The sequence below is a fragment of the Aquisalinus luteolus genome, assembly GCF_009712425.2.
GTDB classification, from domain to species: Bacteria; Pseudomonadota; Alphaproteobacteria; order Caulobacterales; family Parvularculaceae; genus Aquisalinus; species Aquisalinus luteolus.
The window spans coordinates 133,624-151,596 of sequence record NZ_VCJR02000003.1 but is presented as its reverse complement, the minus strand read 5'-3'; the positions used below and the strand labels follow the sequence as shown (position 1 = coordinate 151,596).

The following is a 17,973-nucleotide window of genomic DNA, read 5'->3' as shown; positions in this document are numbered from 1 at the left end:
CATTGTGAAAGTTATGGGATATCATGGGAATTAATGGTTAGCAATATCCTCCCCGCCTCAGAACCCACGTTTGTCAAGAACAAAAAAAGAACACGCTTATGTTTTTTCCATGTGCGCATTTCAGGCACCAGTTGAGGGTGACCAAGCGTTCCGCCGACAAGCAGTCAGGTCGCCTCAACCGGAGCAAGAGACAGCGTCCCGATGCAGCCCTGCATCAAAAACTTCATGAAGTCGGGCGGGGCAGCCAAGGCCGTACAAATGTTTACAGAATGATGCTCCTTATACGATCTGTCACATAAGTGCAGCGACACTGTCATGTGACCTACATCCCCCTGTCACACTCCCTTTCTAGGTGCCGGAACATTCCATTCACTCACACGCACCTTGAGGGGTATTAAGATGCGATCACCTTCCTTTTCCGGCTCCTTTCTGAAATCACTGCTCGTCAGCACTATTTCCGTTGGCACACTGACAACCTCCCTTGCCATGGCGCAGGAGGAGGTCGAGGCAGTAGACGGCGACACCATCGTCGTTACGGGCCAGGCCCTGTCCCTGAAACGCTCGCTTGACGTCAAGCGCGATGCGGAGAACATCGTGGATGCCAGCGTCCAGGACGATATCGGCCGCCTTCCTGACCTCAACACCGCCGCCGTCATCCGCCGCATCAGCGGTGTCGCCGTGCAGAACGACCAGGCCGAAGCCCGCTTCCCGGTCATTCGCGGCCTGAACCCGACCTATAACCGCACCACGATCGATGGCGGTATCGTGTCGTCACCAGAACGCGGCGGTGCCGGCCGGTCCGTCCCGCTCGACGTCATCCCCGCCTCCCTGCTGTCGCGGCTCGAAGTCGTCAAATCCGTGACGCCGGAAATGGACGCAAACGCTATCGGCGGTACGATCAATGTCATTACCCGCTCGGCCTTTAACGAGGACTCGCCCTTCTTCTATGGCTCGGCTTTCGTTGGCTGGCACGAGCAGTCCGGCGATGGCGGCACGCTGGATGGGGACGAGCGCAAGCAGCCCTGGCGACTGAACTTTGCAACCGGCAAGCGTTTTGGTGCCGACGAACAGTTCGGCCTCGTCCTTGGCTTCGATTACTCGATCCGCAATTTCGAGATCCCGCAGATCGAGGTCGATGACGCCGACTACACCGAGTTCGACGACGCCGGAAACAATGTCGGCATCGGAAATGGCAACGGCATCATCGTGCCGACCAACAACCGCCTGTTCTTCTACAACAACACCCGCGAACGCATCGGCGGCACGGCCAAGTTGGAATGGCAACCGACCGAGGCGCTCGATTTCGCCCTGTCCGGCCTCTACACGAAGTTCAATGACGATGAGCGCCGGGACGAGTTCACCTATGAGCTCGGCACCAGCGGCGCCTCCTCCCAGCCGGACACGATCACCGACCAGACGCCGGTGTCTGGCGTGACCGAGGACGGCTACGGCTTTGTCGGCATCGGCCGTTTCACGCTGAACCGGGAAATCTCCAACATTCAGTCAACGGTCGAATGGCGCGCCAGCGACATGACGACGTTCGATGGCCGCCTCACCTACTCGACCGCCAGCCTCGAAAACCCGGAATCGACCGAAGGCTTCCGGACGGATAACAGCTTCGGCGCGCGCTACGATACGAGCGATTTCTTCAACCGCTATTCACCGCTCGATCCGCAGGGCTTCTATGATCCCGAGAGCTATGCATTCACCAATCGCGGCGAACTCGATCGCTTCGCCGAGGATGAAATCTTCGAAGCTGCCGGTAATGCGAAGTTCGATCTGAGTGAAGCCTTTACAGTAAAGACCGGCGGTGTCTTTCGTGACCGGCAGAAAGAAGAGGGTTTCGACTTTGCCCGCTTCGTCGCCAATGACGGTTTCAGCTACACGCTCGCCGACGTGGTCGACCGTACGCTCGCTGACACCGAATTCCAGGGCAACCAGCAATTCACTTTCCGCATCGACAGCGAAGGCGCGAACGATTTCTTCCGCACCAATAATGGCTCGTTCACCCAGTCGGCGTCGTCAACCTCCGGCTCCACGGCCGAAGAGCAGGTCTATGCCGGTTACCTGCAGGGCACGTATCGTTTCCCGCAGGGCTTCGTGACCGGTGGCCTGCGCTATGAGCGGACCGAATGGGAAGGCGGTCCGGCCGGTGCCGATACCGTTTCCGGCGAGTATGACAACTGGCTGCCGTCCGTTGTAGCGAAGTACAACATCTCCGACGATATCGTCCTGCGGGCGGCAGCGTCCCAGGCCATTGGCCGCCCGGACATCAGTACGCTGACCCGCGGGCAGTCGCTGAACCTTACCGACCTGAGCGTGTCCCGCTCCAATCCGGACCTGCAACCACGCAAGTCGACCAATTTCGACGTATCGGCTGAATGGTACATTCCGGATGGCATCCTCGCCGTCGGTGTCTTCGCCAAGGATATCGAGGATGAAATCTTCACCCGGACGAGCCAGACAAGCCTGACCATTGACGGGCAGCTGTTCGACACTGTCACCCAGCCGGAAAATGCGTCCTCTGCAGAGATTCTCGGCTTCGAGGCACAGTACAGCCAGGTCTTGTCTTTCCTGCCCGCCCCTTGGGACGGGCTGGGCGTCGGGGCCAACATGACCATCCTTGATACGGACTTCGAAATTCCGCTGGCAGACGGTTCCACCCGCTCGACCGGCCTGTTCCAGCAGCCGGACACGATCTACAACCTCGTTGCCTTCTACGAGAACGATCATTTCGAGGTGCGCGGTTCCTATAACTGGACCGGCGAGTTCCTCGACACGATCAATGCCGAAAATCCGAACCTGGATGAATACTGGGATGATCGCGGACAATTCGACATGCAGGTCCGGGTCAATATCAGCGAGAAGCTGAGCCTCGTTGCCGAGGGCGTGAACCTGACAGATGAAGGCCGCACGGAGCTTACCGGTCCCGGTGCCCGCTTCCTGCAGGAAGATGCCAGGTTCGGCCGCACTTTCTGGCTCGGCGCCAACTTCGCCATGTAATCCCTGTCGGCGGCGATGCACGCGCATCGCCGCCTTCTCTTTTCAAAGGACATATCAATGCGCTTTTTCCTATCTGCCACCGCCATCGCCCTGCTAGCAACAGCGACCGCCGCTCAGGCACAGGACCTGACACGGGAACAACGCCGTGCCCAATGGGAAGCCATGGGCATTGAAGACTACCAGCCGCCCGCAATCGCAGACTATGAAGCGGAGCTGGTCGAAGGCTTCCCCGCCATCGAGGCCGGTCAGGGCGCTGCGGCGGACGCGGAGCATTTCTATGCCATCGTCAATTACGTCATCGGCAAATATGACCGCGACACCGGCGAACTGGTTGCCCGATGGAAAGGCACACGCGGCGGGCCGATCGGTCATCTCAACAGCTGCTATACGGAATCCGGCAAGCTGTACTGCGCCAACTCCAACCACCCTGACCTGCCGATGGGCAGCTCCATCGAGATCTTCGACACAGAGACCATGACTCATGAGGCGAGCAAGAGCCTCGGCATGATGGATGAAGGCTCGCTTGTATGGTTCGATCGTTACAAGGATGGATGGATTGCCGGCTTCGCCCATTATGATGACGAGACCGGCCTGCCGTTCAAGGATCACACCTATGCGTCGATCGTGCTGTTTGACAAGCAATGGCGCCGCACCGGCGGATACATGCTGCCGAACTCGATCCTGGAGAAGATGGCACCGCAAGCCGCCTCTGGCGGTGCGATGGGCGATGATGGATACCTCTATGTCATGGGCCATGACCTGCCGGAGATGTATGTCCTGCAGTTTCCGAAGATGGGCCCGACGATGGAGCATGTCGCCACCATCAGCGTTCCTGCTGAAGGTCAGGCCTTCTCTTTCGATCCGCTGGAGCGCAGGCATATATGGGCGATCAGCCGGCCAGCGCGGCAGGTCCGCCACTTCGTCATACCCGAGATCGACTGACGCCAGCTACGCTGGTTGCGCTGCCCGACAGGGAAATTGGCGTCAGATGACCTGTAAGCCGGGTTCTGTATCCCGCCGACGGATCGGCAGGCGATGACCATTCCTCTCGGGCGGCGCTTGCGCGACGCCTCCAGCAACCAACCCGGACAGCGGGGCCGGAACGGGCCTGGTTAGTAACCATGCTGTCCCTATTCGGTCTTGCTCCGGACGGGGCTTGCCATGCCCGGACCGTTGCCGGCCCGGCGGTGCGCTCTTACCGCACCCTTTCACCCTTACCTCCTTTTGGGAGGCGGTCTGCTCTCTGTGGCGCTATCCCTTGGTTCGCACCAGCCGGGCGTTACCCGGCGTCCTCGTTCCGTGGAGCCCGGACTTTCCTCGGCCTGCCGTGAAAGCAGGACGCGGCCATCCGGTCATCTGACGCGCGCCTCACATGGGCCCATAAAAAATTTCCGTCAAGAAGTCCGTCCATGCCAGTTCTCGCGTTAACCCTGTACCGTTTGGGGAAAGCGTGCCGTAACGGCACAGAAAACGTGCCTGAAAATCAATTGTAATCAATAGCTTAGTGAAATATTTACCAACCAGTTTAGACGTTTTTTTACAAGCCCGTCGTATAGTGCCCTCACTGAAACAATACCCTCCAGAGTTGAGTACATGGGAGCACGAACATGGCTAGTCTAGCATCCAACAGGTCCGAAGGGCTGACAGGCAAGGACCCTTACGTCATCGGACCGGACGGATCGGCCCTGACCCTGAAGGACCTTCCTTCACCCAAGACCAAGCGCTGGGTCATCCGGCGCAAGGCCGAAGTGGTCGCCGCCGTGCGTGGCGGGCTGATGAGCCTTGAACAGGCCTGCCAGCGCTATTCGCTGACCGACGAGGAATACGCCTCCTGGGAAGTTGCGATCGACAAGCATGGCCTGCCGGGGCTGCGAACCACACGGTTGCAGCAATACCGTAAATAAGACCTCAACAAGATCGACCCTCAACCGATCCTCAATGACGCCCGGAGAGAAATCTCCGGGCGTCTTGCGTTCCTGTCACAAATATTGCGTTGCAGTAGATGACCGCTGGCAGCATGATACCGGTGGAGACAAAAGACCATTTGGGAAGAACGCAATCTGATATGAGTTTTGAGACCTTTTCCGCCCCCACGCTGAACGAGGCAAAGGCTGCCATGCGCGCCAGGCTTGGCGAAGGGGCTGTCATTCTCGCGACGCGCAAACGGCAGGACGGGATGGTCGAATTGCGCGCCATCCGCAAGGGCATGCCGCTGTTCGATGGCGAAGGCCCCGCCTCTCCCGCACCAAGGAAAGAAGCGCCAAGAGAACCGGAGAAGAGCCGCCCTGTGTCGGGCCTGGCCGCGCGTACGGCGAAAAAACCTGATGAAGACAGGAAAGCGACACCGCGCGAAGGCACCGGTATCCACAACAAGATCGAACGCTCAGCCGGCGAGTCCGCCCTGTCGGCCCTGAAAGGCGACTTCTCGTTGAAACTCGGCGGGCGCGGCGGCAATCCCGATGATCCTTTTCAGCGCGAGATCGCGCAGGCGCTGCAGCCCCATGGCATCTCCGAGAAACTGATCAAGGCGCTGGCGAACGAGGCCCGCTCTGCCAAGGCCCGCGACCTGACCGGCATGCTGGAACATGCCTTCTCCCGCGTCCTCAATTATGCGCCGCTGACCCTGACGGCTGGCGCACCGATCATGCTGGTCGGCCAGACAGGCGCGGGCAAGACATCTTCCGCCGCCAAGCTCGCGGCGCGGGCAGCTGCCGAGGGAGACAAGGCAGCCTTTCTGTGTGCGGATGTCGGGCGCGCCGGAGCGCTCGACCAGATGACGACTTATGCCCACGCCCTCGACACGCGCTACTGGCCGATCGAAGACCCACAGGATGTCGAGAACGTACTGCGTGAGGAAAATCCGCGCGAGATCCTGATCCTCGACACGCCAGGTGTCTCGCCATTTGCGCCGGCCGACATTGCCGCGATGCGCGCCTTCCGGGATTCGCTCGACGCCGAGCCGGTGCTGGTGCTGCCTGCCTCCGGCGACATGTATGAGCATATCGACTGGGCCAATGCCTTCCGCGAGATCGGCGTGCGCCGCTGCATCATTACCAAGTTCGACACGTCCCGGCGCGTCGGTGCGGCCCTGTCTGCGGCCTATGAGGGCAATCTGGCTCTCGCCCACTTCTCGGAAGCGCCGTTCATCGCCGATGGGCTCATCGATGCGAGCCCGGCCTATCTGGCGCGGCGACTTGTCATCGAGAACCCGGCCCGCATCGCCGATACGATCTGACAAGACGAAAAAGCGGGCCCCGAGGGGCCCGCAGTTGTTTCAACCGTTTCACGCAACTAAAATCTGTAGGCGGATCAGAACTTGACTGCTCTTGCATTGCTGCCGTCCAGCGCCGCGATGGGGTCTGTCGGCTTCAGCTCATGGCGCAGCTCGAAATGCAGCTGCGGCTGGTCGACGCTGCCCGTGGTGCCGACCTTGGCGATGATCTGGCCCTTGCGGATCTTGTCGCCCTTGTTGACGAGAATCGCATCGGTGTGGGCATAGGCGCTGACCCAGCCATCGGTGTGCTTGACCAGCAGCAGATTGCCATAGCCTTCCAGCTCGGAACCGCGATAGACAACCTCGCCATCATCGACGGAGCGGATCGGTGTGCCGACCGGGGCGGCGATGTTTATGCCATCATTGCGCCGGCCGTCATCCGACATGCCATAGCTCATGATCACGCGGCCCTGCAGTGGCCAGTCGAAGCGGGATTTCTCGCTCGATTTCGGCAGCGAATAGGACGCTTCGGTCTGTTCGCTCTGCGTTTGCGCCTCGGCAACCTGTTCCGGTTCATAGACCGGATTGATTGCGCGGCTTGCCGGCTCCGGCGTTTCGGTAGCTACGGGGCGTGGTGACAGCGACGCCGTTGCGCCAGATGCCGTGGACGGAATAACCAGTTCCTGCCCGATCGAGAGCGCGTAAGGCGCCGCGATATTGTTCGCCTCGGCAACTGCCGAAACATCCAGCCCGTATGATTTCGCGATGGAATAGAGCGTATTGCCCGCCTCCACCGTGTGAGTGGTCATGCCCATGGCCTGATCGGCGTAAGCAACATCGATGCTGCGCACCGGTTGTTCGGCTGGCTGTTGTGCCGGTATGGCTTCAGCCATGGCCGGGGTCGTTTCCTGTGGTGTTTCCTGCAGGGAGACATTGACCGGGCGGACCGGCGCCTCCTCATTTGTTTCTGGTTCTTCCGTATAGGCCGCGTTAGTGGCAAGCGCTGCAGGCGCAGCATCAGCCAGCCCGGGGATCAGCAGTTCCTGACCGATATCGAGGGCATAAGGCGCGGCGAGGTCATTGGCATCAATAATTTCTGCCGGCTTGGCGCCATAGCGGCGCGACAGGGCGAAGACAGTGTCGCCCGGCTGGACGGTGATGTAACCAGCAGCCTGCTTTTCCTGTGCATAGGCGACCTGCGTCGCTTCAGCCCTGGCTTCCGCTTCGGACGCCTGCGCCATTCGATAGATCGGGTCCTGACCATACAAGGCACTCGCTTGAGAAGCAGGTTGGGCACCCTCTTGCGCGAACTCTGCTTTCAGCGGCGTCGGTGCACCGGTCGCCGTTGCGATCAGCATGGAATCGATACCGTCGCCTGCGCCATAGTCGAACGCGCCGCCATCGGCATTTGCAGCCGCCTCGCCCGCGAGATCGGCCTCGACATTGCGCGGATGCGCATCGCCGGGGTCAGTCGCGAAAACGACAGGCGCTTTCTTCTCATCGGATTTGTCTGTGGCGCTGTCATCCGCACCGAGCCCAACGGGGATCAGGCAGGCAGCGCCGCTCATCAGCAAAATTTTGAAACGCATGATAAGGCCCTCCCGGGTCACCTTTGGTTAACCTTGATTAGGACACTCATACACCTTGGTTAACAAAGGTTTACCCTGCCGCGATTCTACCGGTCAAACGAAGCCGATAAGCGGGCCGGATCAGTCGAAAAGCTTCGAGATTTCCTGGCGTGACTTTTCATGGGTCAGATCCAGATGCACCGGGGTGATCGAGATACGGCCTTCATAGATCGCCTTCAGGTCGGTGCCGTCCGCTGGGTCAGACAAGGTGCCATCGAACCCGAACCAGTAATAGCGCCGGCCGCGCAGGTCTGTGCGCTCCTCTGCAAACAGGTTGACCTTGTCGCGGGAGCCCTGCGCCGTCAATTCGATGCCGGTGACCTCTTCCGGCGTGCGATCGGGAAAATTGATGTTCAGCACCACATCATCATCCCAGCCCTTGTCGAGCAGCTTTCTGAGGATCGCAGGCGCGTGCTGTTCCGGCGTTTCCCAGTGGCAATGCTCGCGCCGAAAGCGGGCGAGCGACAGGGCGACTGAGGGCACGCCCAGCGCCATGCCCTGAAAGGCCACCGCGACCGTGCCCGAGAAGGTGATATCCTCGGCGACGTTCTGGCCATTGTTGACACCGGACAGGATCAGGTCCGGCCGCTTGCCGTCATCATGCAGGATCGTGCCGACGCCCATCTGCACGCAGTCGGTCGGCGTGCCAGCAATCGCAAATTTGCGCTCGGCGACCTTACGTACGCGCAAGGGGTTCGACAGCGTCAGGGAGCGGGCAGCGCCGGACTGGTCTGTTTCCGGCGCCACGACCCAGACATCGTCGGACAGTTCGCGGGCGATCTTTTCCAGCGTCGCCAGCCCCTCGGCGTGGATGCCGTCATCGTTCGAACAGAGAATGCGCAGGCTCATGCAGCACCGCCGATCTTATCCTTGCCGCCCATATAGGGTTTGAGAACGTCAGGAATGGCGATGGACCCATCCGCCTGCTGATAGTTTTCCAACACGGCAACGAGGGTACGCCCGACGGCCAGGCCCGAACCGTTCAGCGTGTGCACGAACAAAGGCTTCTTGTCGCCTTCCTTTCGATAGCGCGCCATCATCCGGCGGGCCTGGAAGTCACCGCAGTTCGAGCAGGATGAAATCTCGCGATACTTGCCCTGCCCCGGCAACCAGACTTCAAGGTCGAAGGTCTTCTGCGCACCAAAACCCATATCGCCGGTGCATAGCAGCATGGTGCGAAACGGCAGGTCGAGGCGCTTGAGCACCTCCTCAGCCGCGCCGGTCATCCGGTCATGCTCATCATTCGAGGCTTCCGGCGTGGTGATCGAGACCAGTTCGACTTTCGAGAACTGGTGCAGGCGGATCATTCCGCGCGTGTCGCGCCCGGCCGAGCCTGCCTCCGAGCGGAAGCACTGAGTCCAGGCGGTGAAGCGCTTGGGCAGCTCTTCCTCGGCCATGATGCTCTCGCGCACGAGATTGGTCAGCGTCACCTCGGCCGTCGGGGTGAGATACATGTCGTTCGTGGTCTTGAAGAGGTCTTCCTCAAATTTCGGTAGCTGGCTGGTGCCCTCCAGCGCAGGCGCATTGACCAGCACTGGCGGCTGGACTTCTTCATAGCTGAACTGATCCGTGTGGAGATCGAGCATGAAGGAAGCGAGCGCGCGTTCCAGCTTCGCCAGATCCTTTTTCAGCACGACGAAGCGCGCGCCGGAGAGTTTCGCGGCGATCTCGAAATCCATCTGGCTGCCGCCCGTCGCGGCGGGCAGTGCCTCGCCCAGCTCGTAATGCTCCTTGGCACCGTCGATCGTCTTCGGCTCGCCCCATGTGCGCACTTCCACATTGTCGCTCTCGTCGGCGCCTTCGGGCACTTCATGGAACGGCATATTGGGGATCGCCATAAGCTCGGCGTTCAGCGCATCCTGCAGCTGCTTCTGCTTCTCCTCAGCGGCGGCGAGGTCGTCTTTCATCGCGGCGACCTGCGCCTTCAGCCGCTCTGCCTCTTCCTTGTCGCCCTTGCCCATGGCCGCGCCGATCTGCTTCGAAGCGGCGTTACGGGCGGACTGCAGCTCGTTCATCTTCTGCGTTTCGGCGGCGACAGCCTCGTATTTCTCAGCCAGCGCATCGGCCATGGGAGCGAGCCCCCGGCGGGCCATCGCGTTGTCGAACTCTTCGCGGTTGTCTTTGATGTAACGGATATCGTGCATGGGACGTGAACTCTCTGCTGTTGCCCGTGGCTATAGGCAATATCGCCGGGAGGGTCCAGTAGGCCGGCTAATGGCGTGCGCGCCCTGACATTCTTGCCCGAAACGCAATGGACCCTGCCTGAAAGCGCCGATTGTATCGCGCAGGGAGGAGGCAGATATTCTGTTCAGCAGACGAACCACGGGAAAGGACGCCCCCATGACCGCAAAGACGATATTCATTCCCCATGGCGGCGGCCCGCTGCCCCTTCTGGGCGATCCGCAGCACGCCGGACTGACCGCTTTCCTGCGCACCCTGCCAGACCGCCTGCCGAGGCCGGATGCCATCGTCCTCATCTCCGCCCACCATGAAGGGCCGGAGATCATCATCGGCGGTGCTGAAAAACCGGACATGATTTACGACTATAACGGTTTCCCGGCGGAGACCTATGAGTACCGCTATGATGCGCCGGGCGCGCCGGCACTGGCCGCCGAGGTGGCCGACCATCTGGCGCAGGCAGGCGTCGCCGCCCGGATCGATCCTGATGCAGGGTTTGATCACGGCGTCTTCGTGCCGCTGATGCTGATGTATCCGAAAGCGGATATCCCGGTGCTGACGGTCTCCCTGTCTTCAAGCCTCGATGCAGGCCTGCATCTGGCCGAAGGCAAGGCGCTGTCCTTCCTGAAAGAGCGCAATGTGCTGATCCTCGGGTCGGGCCTGTCTTTTCACAACATGCGATCCTTTTTCAGACCGACGCGGGAAAGCATGGTGGCCAGCGAGAATTTCCATGACTGGCTGGTCGAGATACTGACCTCTACCGGTCTCACCCCAGCGGCCCGTGAACAGGCGCTTGCCGCCTGGGACGAAGCGCCGGATGCGAGGGTGTGCCAGCCGCGGGAGGAACATTTGCTGCCCTTGCATGTCTGCGCCGGGTTTGCGAGCGCGGCAGGCCAGACAGCGGAAATCATTTTTGACGAGCCGCTCATCCGCCACCGCGCCATCGCTGTTCTCTGGCAATGACGAAGGGCAATAGACCGACGGTCTTTTTATGATACCCTTACCATAAGCCGGAAAACACGGCGTTTGCTCAGGGAGAATTATCATGAAAAGGCTTTCTCGCCGCAGCCTGCTGGCGCAACTGTCTGCCTTGTCTGCCGCTGGACTGACCTCCGCCTGTGGCGGCGGTGGCAGCAGCTCCGGTGGTTCGACGACGCCAACCCCGACACCGCCTCCTCCACCTCCGCCGCCACCAGCCGGGATCGATCCTATCCGCGCGGCCGCAGCGGCGAAGAACATGACCTTTGGCACGGCCATGGACACCAATACGTCTGGCGATGCCAATTACAGGGCACTGGTCACCGAGCATTGCAATAATCTGGTCGCGGAATATTCCCACAAATGGGAATCGATCCGCCCGACGCCGGACATCTTCAATTTCGGCGATGGCGACCGGTTGACGGATTTTGCGGCGAGCGAAAACATTGAAATCCGCTTCCATACGCTGCTCTGGGAAGATCAGGAACGCTATCCTGACTGGTTCGACACCTATGATTTCGGCGCGGACCCGGCACGAGAGGCGGAGCGCCTGCTGACCGACCATATCCAGACAGTCGCCAGACGCTATGGCGGGCAGATCACCTCCTGGGATGTGGTCAACGAGGCGGTCGATCCGGGTACGGGCGCGTATCGCTCCTCGCCGTTCTCGCGCACTCTCGGCTCCATGGAGACGGTACTCGACATCGCGTTCAACACGGCGCGGGCCGAGTTGCCCAATGCCCAGCTGGTCTACAATGACTTCATGAGTTGGGGTAACGGCGTCAACCACCGCGACGGTGTGCTGCGCCTGCTGGAGGGGATGGTCGCCCGAGGAACGCCGATCGATGCGCTGGGCGTGCAGAGCCATGTCTGGGGCGGAAACGCCAGCGGCTTCGGTGCCGACGAGACAGCATGGCGTACCTTCCTCGACGAGGTCACCGGGATGGGGCTCGACCTCGTCATCACCGAATTCGATATCAATGATGCCCAGCTGCCCGCAAACATTGCCACACGGGACGAACGCGTCGCGGAGGTCACGACCGCCTATCTCGACCTGATGTTCGATTATCCGCAGGTCAGGGATTGCGTGGTCTGGGGCCTCGTCCATCAGTATTCATGGCTGCAGAGCTTTGCCCCGCGCAGCGATGGCCTCGCCAATCGCCCGACGCCGTTCGACGACAATTACGACCCGACGCCGATGGCAGAAGCGATCCTCGCATCGTTTGAAGCGACGAGTGTGAGGACGTAAACAAAACCGATAACAGTTGACTTCATTTTGTCGTTTTGCTAAATAACAAAACATGAGCACTGTTTTCAAGGCCCTGTCCGACCCGACCCGCCGCAAGGTGCTGGAGCTGCTCAAGGGCGGTCCGCGCAATGCCGGCGATCTGGCTGAACATTTCAACATTTCCAAGCCGACCATGTCCGGCCATTTCGCCGTGCTGCGCGAGGCAGGCCTCGTCACCAGCGAGCGCGAGGGCAAGCAGGTCGTGTACGAGTTACAGCTGTCAGTGCTGGAAGACGCGTTGCTGGCTTTTGCCCAGGCCTTTGGCTGGGAACTGAAAACCGGTGACAGCAAGGATAGTCCTACAGCCGAAAAGGGAGAAACCGCATGACCACGGATAATGACACACGAGCCTTCCTGCCCCTCGCCCTTGGCGCCGGCCTGATCATCGCTGTCATCATGGCGGTAGCCATTGCCAAGGAAACCGGCTGGCTCGATGGCGGGGTGGCGAAACGGCTAATCGGGGTCAGCATCGCGGCCATGCTCGTGCTGATGGGCAATTACATGCCCAAGGCAGGGTTCCTGCATCTGTTCATGGATGCGCCGCGAAAGTCCCTTGCCAGAGCGGACCTGATGGTCGGCCGCATTTTGTGCCTTGCCGGTGTCGTCATCATGGGCGTGTGGGCATTCGCCGCCATCGAGAATGCCCCGCTGGGCGCCGCGCTGATCGGGCTTGCCGCCTTCTTTCTCGCCCTTGCCAGCTGGCTGATGCTGAAACCGACACACTCAGGAGAGAAACCATGAACCAGAAACAGGGCATTCGCCTCGCCATGCTGCATATCCTTCATGCCATCCTGTGGGTCATGCTGATGATGCTGGCCGACACGATCTGGGGCGACAAGAGCATTCCGTGGACAGTGACGGGCTTCATTCTTACCAGCGGCCTGATGACCACATGGTTCACGATCATCGCCAGGCAGAAATCCTGACGCCTATTCGGCGTTGGCTTCCTCTGCCTCGACCCGCTTCTGCACGATGCGCACCGCGATGATGGAGAACTCGTAGAGCCCCCACAGCGTGGCGCCGAGGATGATCTGGCTGATCGGGTCCGGCGGCGTCAGGAAAGCAGCGGCAAGGAATATCCCCACGATCGCGTAGCGCCGTGCACTGACCAGCGACTTGTCGGTGATGATGCCGGCGATGGCGAGCAGCGTCAGGACAACCGGCAGCTGGAAGGCAAAGCCGAATGCGATGCAAAGCGCCATGATCAGCGACAGGTAATCCCCGACAAAGACGAACAGGTTATAGGTAACCTCCGCCCCGGTATCCGGCGCGGTCTGCATCGACAGCGCGAACTGGATGACGAAGGGCATGATCAGGTAATAGACGAGTGCCAGACCGGCCATGAACAGGAACGGAATCGCAATCAGGAATGGATAGATCGCCTTTTTCTCATTCGAGTACAGCCCCGGCGCGACAAACAGGTAAAGCTCACGCGCGATGACCGGGAACGCGACCATGATGCCGGCGATCAGGGACAGCTTGATCCGGGCAAAGAACAACTCCAGCGGCTTGTAGTTCAGCACCGCCGTCTCGCCCGCATTACGTGCCTTGACCGCGTCGATGTAGGGCACAGTCAACAGGTCATAGAGCTGCTGGGAGAATATGAAGCAGACGATGAAGGCGATGAAGATCGCCGCGATTGACACGATCACCCGGCGGCGCAGCTCGATCAGATGGGAGAGAAGCGGCGCACGACTCGACTCTACCTCATCTTCATAGTCATGCGGGTCGTCGCGAATGATGTCAGGCGGCTGGTCGGCCGACTGGCTCTTCTTGTCGTCATCATTGCCCGTCATGCGCCGCCTTCGGCTTTCTTCTCATCAGGCTCGGAAGTCGCGACCGGCGCATCGCTCTGCTCGGCGGCCTGCTCGGCTTTGGTATCGGCACCTGACTTGGGCGACGTGCCCTTGACCTGCTGGTAGCGGTCGGCGTCAGCCTGTTTCGCCGTGTCCTCGACAGCCTTTTTCACTTCATTGACAGGATTGTTCTTCTTGAGGCTTTCGATCTCGTTGCGCAGCTCGGCCATTTCGCTCTCGCGCGCCATCTCGTCGAACCCGGCTCGAAACTCGTCGGCCATGGAGCGGGCCTGGCGCAGGAACTTGCCGATCCCGCGCATGAGTTTGGGCAGGTCCTTTGGGCCGACGACGACAAGCGCCAGCACGGCCAGTACCATTAGCTCGAGAAAACCGATCTGCGGCAGCAGGCTCATCGCTTGCGCGCCTTTCGCCTTGGGTGAAGATTATTCGGAGGTACCGGCCTTCTTGGCGGGCTCCTGCTCGTGGACCTTGTCGTCGGCATAGACCGTCGACTTGTCTTCCTTGAGGCGCTGCTTGTCCTCATCATCGTCATCATCGGCAAGGCCCTTGCGGAAGGATTTGATGCCTTTCGCAAAGTCACCCATGATCGAGGAAATCTTGCCGCGACCGCCAAAAAGCAGCAGTGCGATCACTGCAACGAGAATTAATTGCCAGGCGCTCGGTGCCATAACAGCCTCTTTTCAGTTAGTTGTCCTGATATGTAGCGATCCTGCGGCGCTGGCGCAAATGCCAATATGCCGCTAGCGATCTTCTTCGGACTCTTCTTCGTCGCTGATTTCATCTTCCTCGATGTCGTCACCGGCAATCATTGCCGGCTCCTCGACGATTTCAGCCGCTTCCGGGTCGTCTTCTTCAAAGCCGTCCTCGAAATCATCAGCCAGTTCGGCGTCAATTTCGCCATCCTCGTCAAGATCGGCATTATCGCCGACCTCTTCATCGGCTTCGTGGAAATTCTCCACGAAATCGGTCTCAGGCGGCTCGTTTTCATCGGTCTCGATCTCGTCGCCATCCTTCGGCGTCGGGATGACAAAATCGGGCGGCAGGCGCGCATCGAGCAGCCCTGCAGCCTTCAGGTCGGCCATGCCCGGCAGGTGAGACACGGACTCAAGGCCGAAATTTTCCAAGAATTCCTGGCTCGTCCCGTAAAGCAGCGGACGGCCCGGCGTGTCTTCCTTGCGCCCGCGCAGGCGGATCCAGCCGATCTCCAGCAGTTTGTCCAGAGATCCGGCGGACACGGCAACGCCGCGTACTTCCTCGATTTCGGCGCGGGTGCAGGGCTGGTGATAGGCGATGATCGCCAAAGTCTCGAGCGCAGCGCGGGAAAGTTTCTTCGGCTGCACCTGCTCGATCTGCAACACGTGAGCCACATCCGGCGCCGTAACGAACTGCCATTTCCGGCCTGTTTTGGAGAGGGTTACGCCGCGATTCTCATACTGCTTCTGAAGAGCTTCCAGGATGTCCTTGATCGCCGCGTTCTCCGGTAGGCGCTTGGCAATCGTCGGCTCGTCCAGCGGCTCGACGGCGGCAAACAGCAGCGCCTCGGTCATGCGTACATGCTCGGCGAACTCCGCCGCAGCAGCGAACGGGTTTTCCTGGTCGCCGAACAGCTCTTTCAGCTCGTTATCCTCATCGTCTTCGTCGCGGGTCATGGAGACGACACGGTGCTCCTCTTCCTCTGCCTCGACGCCATCCTCAGCGAGATCTGTATCCTTGGCCTCGATCTCCGCCTCAATCTCTGCATTGAGGGCCTCAGCGAGCGCTGCCTGGACTTGCTGTGCGTCCATTTCCTGCATGGTCTTTGCCGGGGCGTTCTTGCCAGACATAACTCTCAACTCTCCGAATTAAATGTTTGTGCCGATTCTGCGGCTGGCGCTTCGCCGGCGCGCTTGCGCAGATAGAGCGGCTGGAAGGCGCCACCCTGGCGGATATCGATCTGGCCGGCCTTGGCATATTCAAGGGTGGCGTTGAAGGCGCTGGCGATGATCGACGAGCGCGGCGCATCGACCTCCTGGTCCATCCACAAGCTGGTCAGGTCCGTCCAGTCGGGGATATCGCCGAGAATGCGGCCGAGACGTTCGCGCGCCGCCTCGATCTGGAAAACCTTTGGCGGGGTGTATTTGATCGTCGCGTCGACGGCCTTCACCCGCTGGCTGGTATAGGCCTTCAAGAGGTCATAGATGTCCGCGTTCCACTCGGTCGTGCGCACAACGCGCACGCCCTCCGGATTGCCGCGGGGGAAGAAATTGATGCCGCGCTGGGGCAGTTCGAGGATCTTGTCCGCTGCCTCGCGCATGGCTTCGAGCCGTTGCAACTGGAAGGCAAGCCGGGCTGCCATCTCGTCCGCCGTCGGCTCCTCGCCATCCTCTTCCTGCTTGGGCAGGAGAAGTCGCGATTTAAGGTAAGTCAGCCACGCTGCCATGACGAGATAGTCTGCGGCCAGCTCCAGCTTGCGCTGACGCGCTTCCTCGACGAACAGCAAGTATTGCTCGACAAGGGTAAGGACGGAAATCTGGCGCAAATCGACCTTCTGGCGACGAGCCAGGTCGAGCAGCATGTCGAGCGGGCCTTCATAGGCCTCAAGCCGCACAATCAGCGCATCGGGATCGAGTTCTTCGGCCTCCGGCTTCACTCGCACCGGCGCATCGAAGTCCTCGCCCTGCTCGCCCTCGGCCGCAGGGTCAGAAGCAGCCTCTGCCTCTTCAGGCGCGGCTGATACCTCTTTGCCTTCGACAGCCTTGTCTTCGACAGCTTCATCAATGGATTGGTGCTCATCACTCATACGATGAAACCTTAAGACCGATTCCGGTCTCAGGCCATGACAGGTTTTAGCAATTGGGCAAAACGAGCCTCTTCTTTTTCCCGATCGAAGCCCGATTGGGATATCAGAAGCGCCATTGCAGCTTCCGCGCGTTCCAGCGCCCTGCCCTCCAGCACCGGCGCGACGGACGCAATCGCCTGCATTTCGGCCATATCGCCATTGCAGTGCAGAAGCATATCGCAACCCGCAGCGAGCGCAGCGCGGGCTCGATCCTCGAAAGAGCCTGTCAACGCCTTCATCGACAGGTCATCGGTCATGAGGAGGCCATCGAACCCGACATGGTGGCGGATAACATCGCCGACGACCTTCGGCGACAGGGTCGCGCAATTGTCGGCGTCCCAGGCGGTGTAGATGACATGGGCAGTCATCGCCATCGGCGCGTCTGACAGCGCCTTGAACGGGACTAGGTCGACATTTTCCAGGTCTTCGAGCGGCGCGGTGACGACCGGCAGCTCCAGATGGCTGTCGGCCATGGCGCGGCCGTGCCCCGGAATATGCTTGATGATCGGCAGGACGCCGCCGGCGATGGAGCCGTTGATGACGTCGCGGCCAAGACTGGCGATAACGTCAGGGTGGTTCGCCAGAGCGCGGTCACCGATAATTTCGTGGGCATCGGGCTGGGGCACGTCCAGCACTGGCACGCAGTTCACGTTGACGCCGACCTCCGTCAGGTCCTCGGCGATGAGCCGCGCACCGAGAAACGCCGCCTCGGCCCCCTTCTCGTGCTTCAGCTTGTAGAGGTCGCCGAAGTGGGCCATGGGCGGGCGTTTCGGCCATCCCGGTTCTTTCAGCCGGGCAACGCGGCCGCCTTCCTGGTCGATCAGGATTGGCGCATTGTCGATGCCGATGGTCGCGCGCAGCTCGGCGCAGAGTTTGCGGATCTGGTCCTTGTCCTGACAATTCCGCGCAAAGAGGATGAAGCCCCAAGGCCTCGATTTCTCGAAGAAGGCCTTTTCCTCGTCGCTCAGGGACAGGCCGGCGCAACCGGCAATGAAGGCGCGTTGGGGTTTACTCATGCAAGCCTCCCGACCCTCACGGCCGGTGTTGAG

18 protein-coding genes and 1 other RNA gene are annotated in these 17,973 nt (G+C 60.5%); 9 read left to right on the top strand and 10 right to left on the bottom strand.

The genetic code is table 11. The features are described 5' to 3' along the window. The first annotated feature begins 399 nt into the window (after window positions 1-399). Both FF098_RS14040 and FF098_RS14035 read left to right on the top strand, forming a co-directional pair. On the top strand, window positions 400-3,003 hold the full coding sequence (locus FF098_RS14040) for a TonB-dependent receptor (RefSeq protein ID WP_155141675.1): 2,604 nt from the start codon (window positions 400-402) through the stop codon (window positions 3,001-3,003). Between the two features lie 57 nt (window positions 3,004-3,060). Then, window positions 3,061-3,945 (top strand): hypothetical protein, encoded by an 885-nt coding sequence (locus FF098_RS14035; protein ID WP_155141672.1) that lies wholly within the window; start codon window positions 3,061-3,063, stop codon window positions 3,943-3,945. A 38-nt stretch (window positions 3,946-3,983) separates the two neighbouring features. Here the strand turns inward: FF098_RS14035 and rnpB are convergent. Continuing rightward, window positions 3,984-4,363: RNase P RNA component class A (rnpB, locus tag FF098_RS14030), an RNA gene on the bottom strand. 247 nt (window positions 4,364-4,610) lie between these two features. Between rnpB and sciP the strand changes: the two genes are divergently transcribed. Then, window positions 4,611-4,907, top strand: a complete 297-nt coding sequence (gene sciP / locus FF098_RS14025) for a CtrA inhibitor SciP (RefSeq protein WP_155141670.1) — start codon at window positions 4,611-4,613, stop codon at window positions 4,905-4,907. 161 nt (window positions 4,908-5,068) lie between these two features. Then, window positions 5,069-6,238: a flagellar biosynthesis protein FlhF gene (locus FF098_RS14020; RefSeq protein WP_166426549.1), complete on the top strand. Its 1,170-nt coding sequence runs from the start codon at window positions 5,069-5,071 to the stop codon at window positions 6,236-6,238. A 74-nt stretch (window positions 6,239-6,312) separates the two neighbouring features. On the opposite strand, the gene FF098_RS14015 is transcribed toward FF098_RS14020, so the two are convergent. From FF098_RS14015 to serS, 3 genes are all read right to left on the bottom strand, one after another. Further along, window positions 6,313-7,806, bottom strand: coding sequence for a peptidoglycan DD-metalloendopeptidase family protein (locus FF098_RS14015; RefSeq protein WP_155141666.1), 1,494 nt, complete (start codon window positions 7,804-7,806; stop codon window positions 6,313-6,315). Window positions 7,807-7,926: 120 nt separating this feature from the next. Continuing rightward, complete coding sequence (gene surE / locus FF098_RS14010; protein WP_155142068.1) at window positions 7,927-8,688, bottom strand: 5'/3'-nucleotidase SurE; 762 nt, start codon at window positions 8,686-8,688, stop codon at window positions 7,927-7,929. A gap of 2 nt (window positions 8,689-8,690) precedes the next feature. Continuing rightward, window positions 8,691-9,989 (bottom strand): serine--tRNA ligase, encoded by a 1,299-nt coding sequence (gene serS / locus FF098_RS14005; RefSeq protein WP_155141664.1) that lies wholly within the window; start codon window positions 9,987-9,989, stop codon window positions 8,691-8,693. A 196-nt stretch (window positions 9,990-10,185) separates the two neighbouring features. On the opposite strand from serS, the gene FF098_RS14000 reads away from it, so the two are divergent. From FF098_RS14000 to FF098_RS13980, 5 genes are all read left to right on the top strand, one after another. After that, the gene (locus tag FF098_RS14000) at window positions 10,186-10,986 is read left to right on the top strand and encodes a DODA-type extradiol aromatic ring-opening family dioxygenase (protein WP_155141661.1); all 801 of its coding nucleotides are present in this window, start codon (window positions 10,186-10,188) and stop codon (window positions 10,984-10,986) included. Between the two features lie 82 nt (window positions 10,987-11,068). Next, entirely contained in the window at window positions 11,069-12,250 is a 1,182-nt protein-coding gene (locus tag FF098_RS13995) for an endo-1,4-beta-xylanase (RefSeq protein ID WP_155141659.1), read from the top strand. Window positions 12,251-12,302: 52 nt separating this feature from the next. Next, window positions 12,303-12,617 (top strand): autorepressor SdpR family transcription factor, encoded by a 315-nt coding sequence (locus tag FF098_RS13990; protein ID WP_155141657.1) that lies wholly within the window; start codon window positions 12,303-12,305, stop codon window positions 12,615-12,617. Then, window positions 12,614-13,030, top strand: a complete 417-nt coding sequence (locus FF098_RS13985; RefSeq protein WP_155141656.1) for a hypothetical protein — start codon at window positions 12,614-12,616, stop codon at window positions 13,028-13,030. The genes FF098_RS13990 and FF098_RS13985 overlap by 4 nt, the downstream gene beginning before the upstream one ends. Further along, window positions 13,027-13,215 carry a hypothetical protein gene (locus tag FF098_RS13980; RefSeq protein ID WP_155141654.1) on the top strand — a complete coding sequence of 63 codons (189 nt, stop codon included), beginning with the start codon at window positions 13,027-13,029 and terminating at the stop codon, window positions 13,213-13,215. Before FF098_RS13985 ends, FF098_RS13980 begins: the two co-directional genes overlap by 4 nt. A gap of 3 nt (window positions 13,216-13,218) precedes the next feature. On the opposite strand, the gene tatC is transcribed toward FF098_RS13980, so the two are convergent. From tatC to nagZ, 6 genes are all read right to left on the bottom strand, one after another. Further along, the gene (tatC, locus tag FF098_RS13975; protein WP_155141652.1) at window positions 13,219-14,085 is read right to left on the bottom strand and encodes a twin-arginine translocase subunit TatC; all 867 of its coding nucleotides are present in this window, start codon (window positions 14,083-14,085) and stop codon (window positions 13,219-13,221) included. Then, complete coding sequence (gene tatB / locus FF098_RS13970; RefSeq protein ID WP_155141651.1) at window positions 14,082-14,498, bottom strand: Sec-independent protein translocase protein TatB; 417 nt, start codon at window positions 14,496-14,498, stop codon at window positions 14,082-14,084. Before tatB ends, tatC begins: the two co-directional genes overlap by 4 nt. Before the next feature lie 30 nt (window positions 14,499-14,528). Continuing rightward, the gene (tatA, locus tag FF098_RS13965) at window positions 14,529-14,774 is read right to left on the bottom strand and encodes a twin-arginine translocase TatA/TatE family subunit (protein WP_155141649.1); all 246 of its coding nucleotides are present in this window, start codon (window positions 14,772-14,774) and stop codon (window positions 14,529-14,531) included. Between the two features lie 72 nt (window positions 14,775-14,846). After that, the gene (gene scpB, locus FF098_RS13960) at window positions 14,847-15,929 is read right to left on the bottom strand and encodes an SMC-Scp complex subunit ScpB (protein ID WP_205967524.1); all 1,083 of its coding nucleotides are present in this window, start codon (window positions 15,927-15,929) and stop codon (window positions 14,847-14,849) included. Window positions 15,930-15,934: 5 nt separating this feature from the next. Then, window positions 15,935-16,885, bottom strand: a complete 951-nt coding sequence (locus FF098_RS13955; protein WP_155141647.1) for a segregation and condensation protein A — start codon at window positions 16,883-16,885, stop codon at window positions 15,935-15,937. Window positions 16,886-16,914: 29 nt separating this feature from the next. Further along, window positions 16,915-17,940, bottom strand: a complete 1,026-nt coding sequence (gene nagZ / locus FF098_RS13950) for a beta-N-acetylhexosaminidase (protein WP_155141645.1) — start codon at window positions 17,938-17,940, stop codon at window positions 16,915-16,917. Between the last annotated feature and the right edge of the window lie 33 nt (window positions 17,941-17,973).